We start from the raw sequence: 19,176 nt of genomic DNA, 5'->3' as shown, positions 1-19,176 counted from the left end.
CAAAAGAAAGAAACTATATTGTTTCTTGCTCATTAAGTTTTTGTCTGTAGACAGCTCTGATTTTTTCAGCTCTTCTGGAAACAGATTTTTTCTCGTAATAGCTTCTAGCGCGAAGTTCTTTCAATACGCCTGTTCTTTCGAATTTCTTTTTAAATCTCTTAAGAGCTTTATCTATTGACTCGTTTTCTTTTACGTTGATGATAATCATTTATTTTCAATTTAAGGGACGCAAATATAAGTAATTATTCACAAATATTCACTTACCCTGATTTAAATTTTTAATTTATTAGATTTTTACTTATAACTATTTTTTGAATTTCTGAAGTTCCTTCGCCAATAGTGCAAAGTTTTGCGTCTCTATAAAATTTTTCTACAGGGAAATCCTTTGTATATCCATATCCACCAAAAATTTGAACAGCCTCATTAGCAACCTTTACAGCAACTTCGGATGCATAATATTTTGCCATCGCTGCTTCCTTGGTCATGTGCATGCCTTTGATTTTCATATCTGCTGCTTTTAGGGTCAATAAGGTTGCGGCCTCAAGTTCCGTAGCCATTTCTGCCAGTTTAAATGAAATTCCCTGGAAAGAAGCAATAGGCTTATTAAATTGTTGACGTTCTTGAGAATATTTCAAGGCGGCATCAAAAGCTCCTTCTGCAATGCCAAGGCTTAAAGCAGCAATTGAAATTCTTCCTCCATCTAGAACTTTCATTGCCTGAACAAAGCCATCTCCTTTACTACCAAGCATTTGATCTTTGTGCACTCTTACGTTATCAAATATAAGTTCTGTTGTTTCGGATGCGCGCATCCCCAATTTATTTTCTTTTTTTCCTGCACTAAATCCGGGTGTACCTTTTTCAATGATAAATGCGGTAGAGCACCTGTGTTCCCCCGGATTTCCTGTTCTTGTTATCACCACAGCTATATCTCCAGATTTTCCATGGGTTATAAAGTTTTTGGAACCATTAATTATCCAATAATCTCCATCCTGAACAGCAACAGTTCTCATATTGCCTGCATCAGATCCCGTGTTGGGTTCAGTAAGCCCCCAGGCCCCTATAAATTCGGCAGAAGCTAGTTTTGGCAAATATTTCTTTTTTTGATCTTCATTACCGAAAGATAATATATGACCAGTGCAAAGTGAATTGTGTGCCGCTACTGAAAGCCCGATAGCTCCGTCAATTTTGGATATTTCCTTGATCGCTGTGATGTATTCAAAATAAGAGAAACCCGCCCCACCATATGTTTCTGGTACCAATACCCCCATTAATCCCAATTCTCCCAATTTTTTGAATAGGGGCACAGGGAACTCCTGTTTTTCATCCCATTCCATTACGTGAGGTTTTATGCTTCTTTGACCAAAATCCTGCACCATACGGGCTATCATTTGTTGGTTTTCATTGAGATCGAAATTCATATACTAAAAATAATTTTTTTTAATAAACGTTGTATTATTTTAATTTGTTGAGAAAAAATTGAACTTTTGGTTCAAATAGTAAAAAAAAGTATTTCCAACATTGTGCCTCTTGATAAAGTTATAAAAAAGTAATGCTATCTTAGCAAAAGGAATTATATTGAATTTTTGGTAAACCGTTAACTTAATAATCATGAAAATTACAGTTGTAGGAACAGGATATGTAGGTTTAGTAACAGGAACCTGCTTTGCTGAAACAGGCAATTTTGTGACTTGCGTCGATATCGATGAACAAAAGGTCTGCAAAATGAAGGAGGGTATTGTGCCAATTTACGAGCCAGGCCTTGATATTATGTTTGAAAGAAACATTAATGAGGGAAGGTTAACTTTTACGACAAAACTCGAAGATGCAATTGAAGGAGCCGAGGTAATATTTTTGGCTTTACCAACGCCTCCGGGAGCGGATGGAGCAGCTGATTTGAGCTTTATATTAAAAGTAGCTGAGCAGTTAGGCTCTTTAATAAAAGACTATGTTGTTGTTATAGATAAGAGTACTGTACCGGTTGGAACAGCTAAAAAGGTTAGACAAAAAATTGCAATGAATTGTAATTGCGAGTTTGATGTAGTTTCTAACCCGGAATTTTTGAGAGAAGGGGTAGCTATTGAAGATTTTATGAAGCCAGACCGTGTTGTGATTGGTACATCTTCTGAAAGAGCGAAAAAGCTTATGGAAAAATTGTATGCTCCATTCGTTATGCAGGGAAATCCTATTCACATGATGGATGAAGAGTCTGCAGAGCTTACAAAATACGCTGCCAACGCATTTCTTGCAATGAAAATTTCTTTTATGAATGAAATTGCCAACCTATGTGAAAAAGTTGGAGCGAATGTGGATATGGTTAGGATGGGGATTGGAACTGATAAAAGAATTGGTAACAGATTCCTTTTTGCGGGTGTTGGATATGGTGGAAGCTGTTTTCCTAAAGACGTAAAAGCTCTTGTTAAAACTGCAAAAGACAATAATTATGATTTTAAAATTCTGAATGCGGTTGAGGATATCAACGAAATTCAGAAAACCATTATGATTCCGAAGATCAAGAACTTCTTCAAAGGAAATCTTATGGGAAAAAGAATAGCAATTTGGGGATTGGCATTTAAACCCAATACCGATGATATAAGAGAAGCACCAGCTTTGTATATTATCAATTCTCTGTTAGCAGAAGGTGCGGAAATAGCTGCTTTTGATCCAGAAGCTATGGATAATGTGAAAAAAATTATGGGTGACAGGATTACTTTTGTAGACAATCAGTATGACGCTTTACTTAAGGCAGATGCGCTGGTAATTGTTACAGAATGGCCTGCGTTCCGTACTCCTGACTTCCCTAAAATGATACAGAGGATGAATGCGAAAGTGATTTTTGATGGAAGAAATGTATTCAAAACAGAACAAATGAAGGAATTAGGTTTCCATTATGAATCTATTGGAAGAGAAAAAGTAACAAGGGATTCAAAAACGGGAGAAAAAATTACTATTAGTAAAGATAAAATTATTGAAAACTAAGAGGTTACTTAGAAATGTATAATAAAGCCACAACAAATAAAAGAGTTTTAGTTACCGGAGGTGCCGGCTTTTTAGGGTCTCACCTGTGTGATAGATTTATCGCAGAAGGTTACCATGTGATAGCAATGGATAACCTTATTACGGGAAATTTAAGAAATATAGAACACTTGTTTCATTTGCCACAATTTGAATTTTATAATTGTGACGTTTCGAAATTTGTGCATGTCCCTGGCAATCTAGACTATATTCTTCATTTCGCCTCCCCGGCGAGCCCAATAGATTATCTGAAAATTCCAATTCAGACACTGAAAGTAGGTTCATTAGGAACACACAATCTTTTAGGTTTAGCAAGGGCTAAAAAGGCAAGAATCCTTGTGGCTTCTACTTCCGAAATTTATGGAGACCCTCATGTTCACCCTCAGAATGAGGATTATTGGGGAAATGTTAACCCTATAGGCCCTAGAGGTGTTTACGATGAGGCAAAAAGGTTCCAGGAGGCTATCACTATGGCATACCATACTTTTCACGGACTTGAAACCAGAATCGTTAGAATTTTTAACACTTATGGTCCTAGGATGCGATTAAATGATGGAAGAGCACTTCCTGCATTCGTTGGTCAGGCTATCAGAGGTGAAGATCTTACTGTATTCGGTGATGGATCTCAAACCAGATCATTCTGCTATGTTGATGACCTTGTGGAAGGTATCTACAGATTATTGTTGAGTGACTATGTTTATCCTGTAAACATAGGTAATCCTGATGAAATTACCATTAAAGAATTTGCTGAAGAAATTATCAAGCTTACAGGTACTTCTCAGAAAATAATCTACAAGCCTCTTCCAACAGATGATCCTAAGCAAAGAAGGCCAGATATTGCGAGAGCAAAAGAAATTCTTGGATGGGAGCCTAAAGTTTCAAGATCTGAAGGGCTAAAAGTAACTTATGATTACTTCAAAAATTTACCTTCTGAAGAGTTGAAAACAGAGCCTAAAGAGTTTTCTAGTTATTCGAAGTAAGCTTTTGAGAGAAATATCATTTATAATTAAAAAGTCCTGCCAGCTTTTGCTGGCAGGCTAATTTAAAGGATGGACTTTAATATATATGATGATATTGTAGCCAGGAGAAAGAGTTTATGTGTAGTTGGTTTGGGATATGTTGGTCTGCCAATTGCTCTGGAATTTGCCAAAAAAACTGACGTTGTCGGATTTGATATCAACTCAGAGCGGATTGGTTTAATGCAGAAAGGCATAGATCCAAGTGGCGAATTGGATAAAGAAGAATTTTTGGGAAAAAGTATCATTTTTACTCATTCTGTTGAGGATCTTAAAGATGTGAATTTTTTTATTGTGGCAGTTCCTACTCCGATAGATACATTCAATCATCCTGATCTTAAGCCATTGATAGCCGCTTGTAATAGCGTTGGTAAGGTGCTGAAAAAGGGCGACTATGTTGTGTTTGAATCTACTGTTTACCCAGGTTGCACTGAAGAGGATTGTATTCCTATTCTAGAAAGGGTTTCCGGCTTAAAATTCAATAAAGATTTTAAAGTAGGCTATTCCCCGGAAAGAATAAACCCAGGAGACAAAGAACATACGCTCTCAAAAATTATTAAAGTTGTTGCAGGATCTGATGACTATGCAACAGATGAAATTGCTAAAATTTATGCACTTGTTGTTGAAGCTGGAATTCATAAAGCCTCTTCAATCAAAGTTGCAGAGTCAGCTAAGATTATTGAAAATACTCAGCGAGATCTGAATATCGCTTTGATGAATGAGCTCTCAATTATTTGTGATAAGCTTGGAATCAATACTTATGAAGTACTGGAAGCTGCTGCGACTAAATGGAATTTTTTAAAATTTACTCCCGGCCTTGTTGGAGGTCATTGTATAGGTGTAGACCCGTATTATCTCACTCACAAAGCTAAATCATTGGGGTATAATCCGAATGTGATTCTGAGTGGTCGATCAATAAATGATAATATGGGGGCTTATATAGCTAAGAAAACTATTCAGCTGCTGATTAAAAAAAATAAAAATATTAATCAGAGTAAAGTCCTGATTATGGGTGCAACATTTAAGGAAAATGTTGAAGATATAAGAAATTCAAAGGTTGTGGATGTGATTAGAGAGTTAAGATCATTTTCTCTGACTGTAGATATAATAGATCCTCATGCTTCTTCTGAAGATTTTGAGCATGAATATGGGATCAGCATAAATCAAAAAACAGTGGGACCATATGACGCCATAGTTATGGCTGTGCCTCACAAGGAATATACATCTCTTGATCTATCTTACTTTAGTAAATTAATGGATCAGAATTCAGTTTTTATTGACTTAAAAGGGATGTACCGGAATCAATTTAATAATTTGACATATTGGAGCTTATAAAGAACATCTATGAAAACCTTTAGTAAAAAGATATTGATAACAGGAGGAGCCGGATTTATTGGATCTCATGTTGTACGATTATTTGTAAATAAATATCCCGATTATATGATTTATAATCTTGATAAGCTTACATACGCGGGAAACCTTGCGAATCTCACAGATGTAGAAAAGGCTCCCAATTATAAGTTTGTGAAAGGTGATATCGTAGATACAGGATTTATATCCGCCCTTTTTAATGAACATAAGTTTGATGGAGTAATACACCTTGCTGCGGAAAGCCACGTGGACAGATCCATTGAAAATCCAATGGAATTTATTTTTACCAATATTGTTGGGACAGTTAATCTTTTAAATGCAGCAAAAAGCATCTGGAAAGATAACTATGATGGTAAAATATTTTACCACGTTTCCACAGATGAAGTATACGGTTCTCTTCATGATGGAGGATTCTTTACTGAGACAACATCATATGATCCACAGTCTCCTTATTCAGCTTCTAAAGCAGGTTCAGATCATTTCGTAAGGGCATATCATAATACCTACAAAATACCAGTATTAGTAAGCAATTGCAGTAATAACTATGGCCAAAATCAATTTCCTGAAAAACTTCTACCATTGATGATTAATAATATTATCAATAAAAAACCATTACCTGTTTATGGTAAGGGAGAGAATATCAGGGACTGGTTATATGTTGTAGACCATGCAAGAGCTATTGATGTTATCTTTCACAAGGGTAAGATTGGCGAAACGTATAATATAGGCGGGAACAATGAATGGAAAAATATTGACATTGTTAAGTTAGTATGCAAAGTAATGGATCAAAAACTTGGAAGGGCTGCAGGTGAATCAGAAACTCTCATTACTTATGTAAAAGACAGAGCAGGTCATGATTTAAGGTATGCAATTGATGCCACTAAAATAAAGCAAGAGCTTGGATGGGAACCTTCTCTTCAGTTTGAAGAAGGACTTAATATTACAGTTGACTGGTACCTGAATAATCAGGAGTGGCTTGAAAATGTGACTTCAGGAGCCTATCAGAATTATTACCAACTACAATATAGCTCAAAATTCTAAGGATGTTTCAAACTCCCTTTCATAAAGAAAATTTAAGTAACTACTGTTTCCTGGTGACAGGAGGGGCCGGATTTATAGGATCTAATCTAGTTGAGTATCTGCTTAAATATAATGCAGGAAAAGTGAAAGTTCTCGATAACTTATCTACCGGCTTTTATCATAATATAGCTGCATTTGAAGATAATCCTTCATTTGAGTTTATAGAAGGGGATATTAGAAATTCTGAAACTTGTCAAAAAGCTTGTGAGGGGGTTGATATTGTTTTTCATCAGGCTGCTTTAGGCTCTGTCCCGAGAAGTATTAATGATCCGATAACTTCTAATGAAGTTAATGTCAACGGATTTTTGAATATGCTTGTCGCGGTCAAAGATCAATCTGTTAAAAGAATGGTATTTGCTTCCTCTTCCTCTGTTTATGGTGATAATCAAGAGCTACCAAAACAGGAAGATAAAGTCGGCAATGCATTGTCTCCCTATTCAGTGACTAAGAAAATAAATGAAGTGTATGCCGATGTTTTTTCTAAAATTTATGGAATAAACTTGATTGGCTTGAGGTATTTTAATGTATTTGGTCCAAGGCAAAATGTACAAGGTGCTTATGCCGCTGTTATACCTAGATTTATAGAAGCATTTCTTACAGGGGGCAAAGTTATATTTCATGGAGATGGAAGCCAGAGCCGAGATTTTACTTTTGTAGAAAATGCAGTGCAGGCTAACATTAAAGCAGCATTTACTGATAATCCTGCTGCATTAAATACTATTTATAATGCAGCTTTTGGAGATACCATATCTTTAGTTGGGGTCTTTAAGAAGTTGCAGGAAATCTCTGGGAACAACGAGATCCAACCAGAAATTCATCCAAAACGTGTTGGAGATATTCAGGATAGTCTGGCAAATATTAGCAAAGCAAAAACATTGTTAGGATATGAACCTGCAATAAAAGTTTCTCAAGGACTTGAAATAACATACAACTGGTATAAGTTTAATCTTGAATCAATAAAAAAATAAAAAAATGAAAGGTATAATTCTTGCCGGAGGGTCTGGTACACGATTACATCCATTGACGCTTGCTGTAAGCAAACAGCTTATGCCGGTTTATGATAAACCAATGATATATTATCCTCTTTCAATTCTAATGCTAGCAGGAATTAGGGATATCCTTATCATTTCAACACCTCATGATATGCCTAATTTCCAGAAACTTTTGGGTGATGGTAAGAACCTTGGTTGTTCTTTTAGTTATGCCGTTCAGGAAACGCCCAACGGACTTGCGCAGGCTTTTGTGATTGGTGAATCTTTCATTGGAAATGATAAGGTCGCATTAATATTAGGTGATAATATCTTTTATGGGTCTGGTTTGAGTAATCTATTGTTCAAGAATAATGATCCGGACGGGGGAGTAGTATTTGCCTACCATGTCCAGGATCCTGAAAGATATGGTGTCGTTGAATTTGACAAAGACAATAAAGTATTGTCTATTGAAGAGAAACCAGCAAAACCTAAATCAAATTTCGCTGTTCCTGGATTATATTTTTATGACAATCAGGTAGTCGAAATTGCAAAATGCCTGGAGCCCAGTCCAAGGGGTGAATATGAAATCACTGATGTGAATAAAGCATATCTTGATATGGGTAAGTTAAAAGTTGGAATTCTTGATAGAGGAACTGCATGGCTTGATACAGGGACCTTCCCTTCCTTAATGGCAGCAGGTAATTTTGTGCAGGTTATTGAAGAAAGACAGGGTTTGAAAATAGGCTGTATTGAAGAAGTCGCCTACCGCATGAAGTTTATAAATGATGAAGGTTTAGAAAAACTTGCCAAACCTTTGTTGAAGAGCGGATACGGTACTTATCTTCTAGATCTTTTAAAAAATAAAGCCTGATAAAAGTCCGCAAATTATAATTATTGGAGGAGGAACTTTGGTGAACTGAAGTAAACAAAAAGTTCCTCCCATTATAAAATAACTTACAATATTACCTTGCAATGGTTGAAATAGAATTATAGCGGTTGCGGTAACAATACCAGCACTGACCGCATTTATTCCTTCAAGTGAAGCCCTTACTGCTCTATATTTTTTTAACCTGTCCCAAAAGCGTATTATGAAGAAAATCATAATAGTACCTGGAAGAAAAATGCCGGCTGCGGCTACTATACCTCCCAATATTTCTCCCCAAAGTCCAAACTCCCGCATAGATAATGCTCCCACAAATGAACTGAATGCAAATAAAGGTCCTGGCAAGATTTGGAGAAGAGCGAAGCCGGAAAGAAATTCTTCATGAGTCAGATATTGTTTCTGATCAAAAACAACAAATTCCTTATATAGCATAGCGCTTAGAGCTTGGCCTCCGCCAAAAATAAGACTGCCATTTCTGAAAAAGTTCTCAAAAAGTCTGATTGGCAATGCATTTGTCATTTTGCCAAGCAAAGCTGCTCCAATAAATATTCCAGTAAACAGAAAAAAGTTAGACCATTCTATTTTTTTCAGACTGGCGCTTTCCTCTATAGGCTGTTTTTTAAATCGAAATGAGGTGGTAAAGCCCCCTAAAATGAGGCAAATAGGAAATATTGCCGGTGTTTGAATGAAATAGCATATCACTGCGGATATTATAAAGAGCACGATGCTAGTCTTAGTTTTTACTGTTCCACTACTTATTTTATAAGCTGCGGATGCCACGAAGCCAACAGCCATAGGTTGAATATATCTTGTAAAGTATAAAGGAATGCTTTCGTGTTGCAGATAGGAAATTGCAATTGCAGCTATTGTCATAATTGACACTGTTGGCAAAATCCAGCAAAGTAAGGTAAGAAAGGCAAGTCGAGGGCCACCTATTTTAAAGCCTACGGCTGTTAAGGTTTGAGTAGAGGCTGGTCCGGGTAATATCTGACAGAAAGAATTTAATTCTATTAATTCTGCTTCCGTTATATAGCCTCTTTTTTTAACCAAAATATTGAAAAATAAGGCCAGGTGAGCTTGAGGTCCTCCAAAAGCAGATAGTGAGAGGAGGAAAACGTCTTTTAAAAAAATAAGATGCCTTACTTTTTTAATTGAGAGAGCACTTTCAGTTTTATGTAATGGAACCTCAGGAAGCAATGGAGTTGAAGGGATTTTTTAACTTTTAAACTTAAATATAGTTATTTCGGAGAAATTTTAATCTCACTAACAAATCAAACTATTCCCATATGATAAAGTTTAATTTTAGTTTGGCGGTTCTGATCTGCCTATTTTTAACCTCTTGCGATTCTAATAATGAAAAATCGAAGGAAGCAGAAAATGTAGATACAATAGCTACAGATAATACTTCGGTTGTTAATGAGGAAGTTACAGTCGATACTGCAGGTGTGTTGAAAAGCGGAGGAATTACATTAAGACCATTGGTTCAATCTCCGGATTTTCCTGATGCTATTCTGGAATTAAACAAACCGGAAGAGAATGGAAAATTAAAACCTGGCAAGGTGGAGTTTAATTATGAAATAAAAAATTATGAATTAAAAGGCCAAACATCTGGATTTTGCCAAGATAAATGTGCCAATTCCAAAGACGGGCAGCATATTCACCTGATATTAAATAATGAGCCCTATATCGCTAAATATGAGCCAAAATTTGAAGAGGAATTAAAAGAAGGTCATTATGTTGCCTTATCCTTCCTTTCACGTTCTTATCATGAAAGTTTAAAACACAGTCAAGCATATGATTTACGTCAATTTATAGTTGGTAAGGCGGCTAATAAAAATATAGATTTAACTAAGCCTATGTTATTCTATAGCAGACCTAAGGGTGAATATGTTGGTAATGATACAAAAAATATTCTTTTGGACTTTTACCTTGTAAATACAGGTTTGAGTGAAAATGGGAATAAAGTAAAGGCTACGATAAATGGAAATGAATTTACAATCACTCAGTGGAAGCCCTACTTGATTGAAGGTTTGCCAATGGGGGAAACAAAAATAAAACTTGAGCTGATAGATAAAGAGAATAAACCAGTTAAGGTACCATTTAACCCCGTGGAAAGGAAAATTATATTAAAGCAAGCAGCTAGTTAATAGAATTGGAATAAAATAGGAGGCGCTTAGTAGAGCGCCTTTTTTAGTGGAGGACTTCTCTTAAAATCTTAACTGACTTTAATTCACCAAAATTTTCAATGTGTTTACTGAAAAACATAAGAAGAATTTCGAGAAGTCTTTGACGGACGGCATTGGATATTTTTACTGGCTCAAAAAAATCTGATCCAATAAAGAGATTGATCTTAGCTTCTTCTTCCTTTGTTAGAATAATGGCTGTTGAAGTAATGATATCTTTGGCGGATGAAGGGAAAATACCATGAAAGGAAGAAAACTGAAACAAGAAATGGATATGAAAATTCTCATAGTCAGATTCTAAAGAATCAAGGATTATTAAGCTTTTATGTAAAAAGAAGAATAAGTCCTTATTCGCCTCTTCTTCCTTTAGCGTTTTTATTAAAACTTCCGCAATCATTAAGGCAATTGTTGTCTTCTTAAGGTCATAGGGAAGACTTTTATATGGTTGACTGCAGTGTATCTCTGAAATTCTGTTCAGATTGGCATTGTGTTTTTTGTAAACAATTAAATCTAGGATTGTAAGGGGCTGGAAAAGTGCAATCTTACTTTTGCTTTTGCTTCTAACCCCATTTACTATATAGCTTTGAATACCAAGTTCGCTAGTATAGATCTTGGCAATCACAGAACTTTCCTTATACTTAATGAAATTTAATACTATTGCTTCAGTTTTTACGAGCATTATTCAATTACGGCGATTTTAGCTACCATTGATTCTTCACCGTTTTCTGAAGAAGAAAATACCAGATAAGTACCTGTCTCCGCCTTTTTACCATTGTAATTCCTACCGTTCCAGGTCGCAGTACCTCCAGCAGCTTTTGTTTGGAAGATAAGGTTGCCGTATATATCTGTTATTTTAACATTCGCATCCTGAGCAAGTCCAGAGATACCTACAGTGCCAGTAAAGCCTGGAGGTACAGGATTTGGGAAGATTTTTATGTCTTGAAATTTGTCAGTACCTTCAGTAGATTCTCCTCGAAAAGATATAAGACCTTTGGATGTGGCAATGAAAACTTCTCCGGTACTTTGCATAATTGCAACATCATTGATAATGTTAGACAGTAGAGGGCTATTGTCAACCGTAAAATGATGTATTACTTCCAACCCAGTTTCGCTGAGGAGCCAAAGTCCGTTTTCTGTTCCTATCCATTTTCTGTTTCCTCCATCTACGGTAATACATTTAATGTTATCCTGATAGAGCAGGGGATATCCTTCGTAGATTGGCTTGACAGCATCTACTGTGGGGCTTGTAAGTACAGAGGATACATTGTAAATGATTCCAACTCCGCCTTTGGTTCCTATCCACATGTCACCTTTTTTATCCTCAGCCATGCATGTTACCTCTTTTTGAGGTAAGTTCCCCTTCCCAGGAGTATTATCCAAAGACCGTTTTACATTGGTCTTTTCATTAAAAACGATAATCCCATCCCCTCTGCCAGGGATTACTCTTATCCATTTTTGATTACGGCTGTCTATTAGCAAATCAATATTGAATCTTATATTGTCCAAGGTAATAGGATAATTTTTCCAGACTGAATCTTTGCTCAAAGAGTGAAGAGCTGGAGAAGTTGAAGACGGAAGAAAGCTGTTGAGAATCCATAATGTACCATCTCTGTCAACTTTTGCATCGCTTGTCAAGACAAACGAACCATGTCCTCCTCCTGGGTCAATAAGGGGGGTATTAGTTGGATTGTAAATAATTGTTTGATTATTTTTTACCTCTAAAATTCCCTGACCATAAGAAGCGAAATATAATTTCCCATTATACGGATTATAGGTACTATGTATTATATCTGATGAATTGGATAAATTGCCTGAATTGGTCCATGAATTATTTTCAAAAATAGAATACTGACCACTCTGATCAGCTTTACCATAAGTGGGGCCGTATCCTCCTCCGCATACTACCAATTTATCTCCATATGTGTCTACCTTGAAGGAATTTTCGTTTAGAGGAGAGTTTATCTCGAAATACTGGATATTATTATTAGTAGATACTTTAAACAACCCTCCGCCTTGCTGATCTGCAACCCATAAATTGCCCGCTTGATCAAATGAAGCTTCTTTTGGCCAATTAAATGGAGAACCAGACTTTAATTCATAACTTCCCAAATTTTCAACTATCAAGAGATAGTCATCCATGCCACATAGAAGTTTAGACCCGCTTAAATTGACAGTGGTAAGGCCACTACTATAAGGAAGATTGCTTTTCTGCCATTGTTGGTTGGCGTAATAGTAGAAACCGTCATTAGGAGATCCTGCTATCATTATATCATTCAGATAATTTATGGTCCTGATAGATGAAGGAATGCCATCTTGAGTTTGAAATATATACCAGTTGGAATAATCGAGAAGATTGATACTTGTAGAAACATGAGCAACCATAAGTCCTTTATCAGTTGCAGCGTATAAGCTGTCCTTATTTTTATTAAGGGAACTAGCATATACTTTTAGCGTACTTCCGTTAGGTCCAATATTAGTATAAGATTCCTTTACTTCTTTTTTCTTGAGGTTTATAACTATTAGCCCAAAATCTGTTGACAGATATGCAAACTCATTACTAAAGTTTATATGGTTAACCACCTTGCTTCCGACAATAAATTTATTTTTTAGTTCGCTAAGGTTATAAATGGAACCATCCTTTTCAATAATATCAATGTTGGCATCTGCATAGGTTATTAATGTTTGTCCGGTGAATTCATTGAATTTTATTCTTGTATAATCAACACCAGTAAGTCCATTAATTTTTGATAAAGGAGAAATACTGTTATCAGTTTGGTCAATTACCGCCAAACTGCGCTGGTTGGCCGTGGCGTATATTTTGTCACCTGTGACTGTAAGTCCTGTCCAGAAATTGTATGGTAAGTGAGTTCTCCAGCTTCCTAATGGGATGGTGGATTGAGCGAAAGAGGTTCCTGCTTGTAATAAAAGACAAGGGAAGATTAAAAGTATAAATCTAGATTTCATAATAAAAAGACACCTGCCCAAATATAACTTCGAAAAACAATAATTATTACATTCACCTAAAAAGGAAAAGTGAATATTTTTTTTCAAATTTGATAAAATCCTGGTTTTATATAAAAAAATAAAGCAGAATCCGTTTTACAAAACAAAGAGTTGAGTATGTCTGTAAGAGTTAATTTACCAAAAAGTGAGTCTTATTCAGTGGCATTGGCCGAGAAGCTTACTTCTGAATTTTTCTCTAATAATTTAACTATATCTGGCAGCCAGATTGTCCGATTTTGTAAAATTGATCAGGTTAATTTTTTTGTATTAAAAGTTTTAATGGATAAGTGGAAGGAGGAAACTACCAAACTTAGAAGTCCTTATTTTGATTATGAAAATGAGGAAGTTAAGAATGGCGTTGAAGTATTTTTAAATATTCTTTCAAATCATATTCTTATAAAGAAGGAGTTTTTTCGCCCTCTGCTTCAAAAAGCTATTTATGAATCTATTATCTACATCATTAATCCTAAAGAATATTTAAAAACTGAACTCATTCAGTCTGGACAAAGTATTGAAGGGTTAAAGAGAAATCTTAAATTCTTTAAGGTGCACAAGAGATTCTCAGAAAGTATTATTAATAAGTTGAAGCCAGATACTCAAGAAAATGAGTTTAATGAAATGGCAATCCTCTATTCTGAACACTCTGATTATTTCGATTCAATTCAGCCTATACTTGAGCAGTTTTCATCATTGCTTGTAATTAATCCCAAGGAATTCATTTTAGAAGATCAAGTTGTTCCTTTGAAAGTTGAAGAAAGAAAAGAAGAGAGTAGTAATATTAAAAAATCGGTGGACATTCCACCTGTTTTGGAAACAACTCCAAGCCCCGCAAAAGAAAATACAACACTTAATCAGACATTTTCTCGATCACAACTTACTTTGAATGATATGCTTAAACAGCAAAACGTATCAAGCTCAGGGATGCATGTGAAAAGCAAGATCTTCGATATCAAATCAGCCATTCCCCTTAATCAGAAGTTTATTTTTATAAGCGAATTATTCGCAGGTCACAGTGGTGAATATGAAACAGCATTGACAGAATTAAATAACTGTTCCGAGCTGGAAGAAGCCAAACAATTATTAAAGGACAAATACCTTCCAAAATGGAAATGGGATTTGAACCGGAAGACTGTTCAGGACTTTTTTGAAATTGTCAGCCGCAAATTCTATTAATGACTCAATAATTGCCTTCTGTGTGCGTCCAGCTTTAAAAATATAAATAGCAGGATGGTAAACGACCATAAGGATGATCCACCATAGCTGAAGAACGGTAGCGGAATACCAATAACAGGGAAAATTCCGATAGTCATGCCTATGTTTACCATAAAGTGGAAAAATATAATACTTGCCACGGAGTAGCCATAAATTCTGGCAAATTTATCCTTTTGCCGCTCTGCCAGATAAACAAGCCGCATCATAAAAAGCACATACATTACGATAAGGATAGTGCTTCCAAGCCAGCCATGTTCTTCTCCGATAGTACAAAAGATAAAGTCAGTACTTTGTTCTGGTACAAAGTCAAATTTGGTCTGAGTACCTTCAAGAAATCCTTTTCCAAGAAATTCACCGGAGCCAATTGCAATCTTGGACTGAGTAACGTTATACCCAGCCCCAAGGGGATCGATGTCTGGATTTACCAGAACAAGAATTCTCTTTCTTTGGTGGTCCTGTAAAACTTTGTTTACAAAGAAGTCTACGCTGAATGCAGTTGCAATGCAAATAATGCAGCCTACCAGCACAAAAGAAGATCTGATTACTAATGTCCGTACTTTCGTACTTTTCTTTCTTGAAGTGATAATATAGATAAGAGCAAGAATACCTAATCCTACTACTACCTGTGCGATGGAAATTGGAGGAAATATAAGAGCCAGGATAAATAGAATAACACTGACAAGACCAAGTATAAGTATGATTGGAGAAAGCCCTTCTCTATAGAGCACAAGAATAAATGAGCTGAAAACCAGCACTGATCCTGTTTCGTTTTGTAGTAATATACATATCCCCGGTAGCCCGATGATCAGGGCACACATGAGTTTGGTTTGCAGTTTTTCGAATTTAATATTGATTTTCCCTAAATAGGTAGCAAGTGCAAGGGCAGTTATAAACTTGGCAAACTCCGCTGGCTGAATTCTCAAAGAGCCTATTTCAAACCAGGATCTGGAACCTTTCGCTTCTGTTCCAAGGAAAATAGTGGCGATAAGTAGTAAGATCATCAACCCATACATAATGTATGCAAAGGTGTTGTAAAACTTATAGTCAATTACAAGAATCAGTATAATGAGGACCACAGATGTTCCGATCCAGACCAACTGTTTACCAGAGTTTAGAGAAAAGTCAAATATATTCTGATGTGCTTCCGCATCATATACAGCGGCGAACACATTCAACCAACCTGCAATCACGAAAAAAGCATAGAATGCTACTGATAGCCAATCTATACTTTTTGATAAATTATCGTCTTGACGCATATTATTTTTTCAAAACTGTCTTATTCCTATGGATAAAATCTTTTTCCAGGATGTATTTTTCAATATGTGGTTTAGTGATGGTATCGTTCAGGTATTTTTCCATCATTAATCTTGCAATAGGCGCCGCTGTCATTGCTCCAAATCCTGCATTTTCAACAAACACCGCAATGGCAATTTTAGGATCTTCTTTAGGAGCAAATGTGATATATACAGAATGGTCCTTCCCGTGAGGGTTTTGAACTGTTCCGGTTTTACCACAGACCTTCATTCCTTCAATTTTATTGAAGACTGCAGCTGTACCTCCGTTAACAACCATCTCCATAGCATCGATTATCACAGGGTAATATTTTTTATCAACTTTGGCGTAATGTTTTTCCTTATATTGCTCCGGAACTTCCTTGTTTTTACCAATATGTTTCACAAAATGTGGAGCATAATAAAACCCTTGGTTGGCAATTGTAGCTGCCATATTCGCCATTTGAATCGGTACGATCATTACTTCTCCCTGTCCAATATCAAGAGATCGTATCGTCGAATGTTTCCAGCCATTATAACCGTACCATTTGTCATAAAATTCCGGGGATGGAATATATCCTGCTTTCATATTAGGTAAGTCTACTCCCAATTTATGACCAAATCCATATGACATGATCAAATCTCTCCATTGTATATAGCCTATTCTGGAATCCTTGAATTTATTTTCATCTTTCCCTTGTTGAATCATATTTCTAAATGCCATATAATAATATGGATTGCAGGACCATTGCAGTGATCCCATAAGATTTTGAGGGGAGGGATGGCTGTGGCAATTTGGCCCCCACGATTTATTACATGCAAACGTAGTATTGGGCGTTAAAATTCCCATTTGTTGTCCAACAAGTGCCTGAACTATCTTAAAGATTGATCCTGGAGGGTACATCGCCATTAAAGGTCTGTTAAATAATGGTTTTAAACTATCCTTCTCAAGTTTTCTGTAATTTTCTGAAAAGTGCCTTCCAGTTAGAATGTTAGGGTCATAGGTAGGGCTGGAAATAAATGCCAGGATTTCTCCTGTTGCCGGTTCAATTGCTACTACACTGCCAATTTTATTTTCCATCAACCTCTCCCCATATTGCTGAAGTTCGAGATCAATGCTTGTATAAAGATTCTCTCCGGGTATAGAAATGGTATCGTAAATACCATCTCTAAAAGAACCTTTTTCAACTCCCCTAACATTCACCATCATGTATTTTACACCTCTTTGTCCTCTTAACAGCTCTTCGTAATTGGCTTCGAGGCCAGAGATACCAATGTAATCTCCCTGTAGGTAATACTTATTTTCTTGCTTCTCCAGTTGTTTTTTGGAAATTTCTCCAATATACCCTAGAGCATTGGCGAGACTGTGGTGTGGGTAGGAGCGAATTGTTCTTGCCTGAGGATAAAATCCGGGATAGTCTATAAGAAAGTCCTGTACTTTAGCAAAATCAGCAATAGAGAGTTGTTTTAGGAAAGCGGTGGGTTTTACTGTTGAATATTCCCTTGCTTCTTTTATTTTTTTAACAAATTCTTCTTTAGTGATTCCAAAGCGTTCACAAAAGGTGAGCGTATCTTTTATTTGTACCTCTTTTGGCACGACCATCAGGTCAAAAACAGGGGTGTTGAATACGAGTATCTTTCCGTTTCGGTCATAGATCAGACCACGATAAGGGTACTCGATAATACGGCGCATGACATTGTTCTGGGCTTCAAATTTATATCTTGAATCCAGTACCTGAATAAAAAACAGTCTTACAATAAAGACTGCTCCAGTCAATATGAAAATCAACTGAACAATATTTTTTCTATCTCTGAACATTTATCGTTTGCGGGAGAAAAGCAGGAACTGTAGCAGGGTGAAAACCCCGAAGGTAAATATTGAGCTTAATACAATTTTGCCTATGGCCTGAAAGAAGACATTAAGTCCCCAGGCTTCAATGGCAAAAAGAAGCGTATGATGAATAAATATGAGCACCGCAGCGTAAGAAGCGAACCATTGGAATCCAAGTGATTGGATGGAGATTTCCATGGTAGCATCATAACCACCTCGAGGGGTGAGCACATTTATTACATATGGACGGATGTAGGCTATGAAAACGGAGGCAGCCATATGCATGCCTATAGTGTCATAGAATACATCAATTGTAAAACCAAATGCCATAGCTATAACCATGGTCAGCATATGCGGTATCTCATATGGCAGCATGAGTATAAAGCCAATATAGATATAGCAAAATGCCATATTGAAGAAGGCAAAATTTCTGAATATCAATATTTGTAATACCCAAAACAGGATAATCAGAAGTATGGGCATTATGATAGTTCTGCTTCTCATTCGTCAGATGAATAATTGCTTTGGTTTTCCAAAGAATCTTTTTCGGCTTTAAGGTAATTTTCGATTACGTATACGTATTTCAAAGTTGTAAAGTCAGTCGCCAGTTTAACATTGATTTTGTAAAATGGTTTCCCCTGATCTATTTTGAAATCCTGAATTCTTCCTATCAAAGCTCCGGGAGGAAACAAAGTGTTGTAGCCTGAAGTAACTACACTGTCTCCGATTTTGAAATGGTGATGCCTACCTACATACTGCAGGTCTGCTATGGCAGGATCCATTCCTTGCCATTTCACAATTCCGTCTATTTCTCCATCAGAGATTTTAGCAGAAACACTCCATTTCTCATGTAACAACGAAATAATTGTTGAGAAATTTTCGGTGCAAGATTTAACTTTCCCCACAATTCCGTCCTGAGCTATTACGCCCATTCCAGGTTTGATTCCGTCAAGACTACCTTTATCTATTGTAATGTAATTGGTAAACCGGCTGGTGGAATTATTAACAACTTTGGCCGGGATGTAATTGTATTGATTTGCTTTTAAAAATTCGGACTTATTACTAATAATGAAATCCTTTTTTTGATACTCTTTGGTAAGTAATCGCTTCAGCCTTGCATTTTCTCCTGCAAGCTGCGTGTTTACATCCTTGAGATTAAAATATTCAGTTACGTTGTTGGAGGTTTCAAGAATTTCCCCAACAACGTAATTTGAAGTATTAAAATAGGATGCGCTTTGATAACTGTTGTTTCTGATTATCAGCCATACACATATGGCTTCGAGAATCAGAAAAAAAAGAAATGCCTTATACTGGTATAAAAAATGAAATAACCTGTGCATTTA

The 19,176-nt window shown here is 36.2% G+C and carries 17 protein-coding genes; 8 read left to right on the top strand and 9 right to left on the bottom strand.

Features of this window, described 5'->3' with window-relative positions; translation table 11 throughout:
- Positions 1–13: 13 nt before the first annotated feature.
- On the bottom strand, positions 14–208 hold the full coding sequence (gene rpsU / locus J7604_RS19015; protein ID WP_028979914.1) for a 30S ribosomal protein S21: 195 nt from the start codon (positions 206–208) through the stop codon (positions 14–16).
- A gap of 70 nt (positions 209–278) precedes the next feature.
- On the bottom strand, positions 279–1,418 hold the full coding sequence (locus J7604_RS19010) for an acyl-CoA dehydrogenase family protein (RefSeq protein WP_293899168.1): 1,140 nt from the start codon (positions 1,416–1,418) through the stop codon (positions 279–281).
- A gap of 190 nt (positions 1,419–1,608) precedes the next feature.
- On the opposite strand from J7604_RS19010, the gene J7604_RS19005 reads away from it, so the two are divergent.
- The 6 genes from J7604_RS19005 (at position 1,609) to rfbA (ending at position 8,321) form a co-directional block, all read left to right on the top strand.
- Positions 1,609–2,976: a UDP-glucose/GDP-mannose dehydrogenase family protein gene (locus J7604_RS19005; protein ID WP_293899165.1), complete on the top strand. Its 1,368-nt coding sequence runs from the start codon at positions 1,609–1,611 to the stop codon at positions 2,974–2,976.
- A gap of 14 nt (positions 2,977–2,990) precedes the next feature.
- On the top strand, positions 2,991–3,992 hold the full coding sequence (locus tag J7604_RS19000; RefSeq protein ID WP_293899162.1) for a UDP-glucuronic acid decarboxylase family protein: 1,002 nt from the start codon (positions 2,991–2,993) through the stop codon (positions 3,990–3,992).
- Between the two features lie 69 nt (positions 3,993–4,061).
- Positions 4,062–5,363: a nucleotide sugar dehydrogenase gene (locus J7604_RS18995; RefSeq protein WP_293899159.1), complete on the top strand. Its 1,302-nt coding sequence runs from the start codon at positions 4,062–4,064 to the stop codon at positions 5,361–5,363.
- A gap of 9 nt (positions 5,364–5,372) precedes the next feature.
- Complete coding sequence (gene rfbB / locus J7604_RS18990) at positions 5,373–6,440, top strand: dTDP-glucose 4,6-dehydratase (RefSeq protein WP_293899156.1); 1,068 nt, start codon at positions 5,373–5,375, stop codon at positions 6,438–6,440.
- Between the two features lie 2 nt (positions 6,441–6,442).
- Positions 6,443–7,447 (top strand): SDR family oxidoreductase, encoded by a 1,005-nt coding sequence (locus J7604_RS18985; protein ID WP_293899153.1) that lies wholly within the window; start codon positions 6,443–6,445, stop codon positions 7,445–7,447.
- 4 nt (positions 7,448–7,451) lie between these two features.
- On the top strand, positions 7,452–8,321 hold the full coding sequence (rfbA, locus tag J7604_RS18980; RefSeq protein ID WP_293899151.1) for a glucose-1-phosphate thymidylyltransferase RfbA: 870 nt from the start codon (positions 7,452–7,454) through the stop codon (positions 8,319–8,321).
- On the opposite strand, the gene chrA is transcribed toward rfbA, so the two are convergent.
- Complete coding sequence (gene chrA, locus J7604_RS18975; RefSeq protein ID WP_367113588.1) at positions 8,304–9,530, bottom strand: chromate efflux transporter; 1,227 nt, start codon at positions 9,528–9,530, stop codon at positions 8,304–8,306. The two genes, rfbA and chrA, sit on opposite strands and share 18 nt — an antisense overlap.
- Positions 9,531–9,619: 89 nt before the next feature.
- Here chrA and J7604_RS18970 point away from each other — a divergent pair, with 89 nt between their 5' ends.
- A complete protein-coding gene (locus J7604_RS18970; RefSeq protein ID WP_293899148.1) occupies positions 9,620–10,480 on the top strand; it encodes a hypothetical protein in 861 nt (286 codons plus the stop codon).
- A 43-nt stretch (positions 10,481–10,523) separates the two neighbouring features.
- Here the strand turns inward: J7604_RS18970 and recO are convergent, their stop codons facing one another.
- Positions 10,524–11,195, bottom strand: a complete 672-nt coding sequence (gene recO, locus J7604_RS18965; protein ID WP_293899145.1) for a DNA repair protein RecO — start codon at positions 11,193–11,195, stop codon at positions 10,524–10,526.
- Positions 11,195–13,480, bottom strand: a complete 2,286-nt coding sequence (locus tag J7604_RS18960) for a two-component regulator propeller domain-containing protein (RefSeq protein ID WP_293899142.1) — start codon at positions 13,478–13,480, stop codon at positions 11,195–11,197. Before J7604_RS18960 ends, recO begins: the two co-directional genes overlap by 1 nt.
- A gap of 156 nt (positions 13,481–13,636) precedes the next feature.
- On the opposite strand from J7604_RS18960, the gene J7604_RS18955 reads away from it, so the two are divergent.
- The gene (locus J7604_RS18955) at positions 13,637–14,692 is read left to right on the top strand and encodes a hypothetical protein (RefSeq protein WP_293899139.1); all 1,056 of its coding nucleotides are present in this window, start codon (positions 13,637–13,639) and stop codon (positions 14,690–14,692) included.
- On the opposite strand, the gene rodA is transcribed toward J7604_RS18955, so the two are convergent.
- The 4 genes from rodA to mreC are packed head-to-tail and all read right to left on the bottom strand — an operon-like array spanning position 14,689 to position 19,173.
- On the bottom strand, positions 14,689–15,987 hold the full coding sequence (gene rodA, locus J7604_RS18950) for a rod shape-determining protein RodA (protein WP_293899136.1): 1,299 nt from the start codon (positions 15,985–15,987) through the stop codon (positions 14,689–14,691). The genes J7604_RS18955 and rodA overlap by 4 nt on opposite strands.
- A gap of 1 nt (position 15,988) precedes the next feature.
- Complete coding sequence (gene mrdA / locus J7604_RS18945) at positions 15,989–17,821, bottom strand: penicillin-binding protein 2 (RefSeq protein WP_293899133.1); 1,833 nt, start codon at positions 17,819–17,821, stop codon at positions 15,989–15,991.
- Positions 17,822–18,337, bottom strand: a complete 516-nt coding sequence (locus J7604_RS18940) for a Rod shape-determining protein MreD (protein WP_293899130.1) — start codon at positions 18,335–18,337, stop codon at positions 17,822–17,824.
- Positions 18,334–19,173: a rod shape-determining protein MreC gene (gene mreC, locus J7604_RS18935; protein ID WP_293899127.1), complete on the bottom strand. Its 840-nt coding sequence runs from the start codon at positions 19,171–19,173 to the stop codon at positions 18,334–18,336. The genes J7604_RS18940 and mreC overlap by 4 nt, the downstream gene beginning before the upstream one ends.
- Positions 19,174–19,176: the final 3 nt, after the last annotated feature.

Source organism: Sporocytophaga sp. (assembly GCF_017745095.1).
Lineage (GTDB): Bacteria > Bacteroidota > Bacteroidia > Cytophagales > Cytophagaceae > Sporocytophaga.
This window is presented reverse-complemented; position numbering and strand designations above follow the sequence as displayed.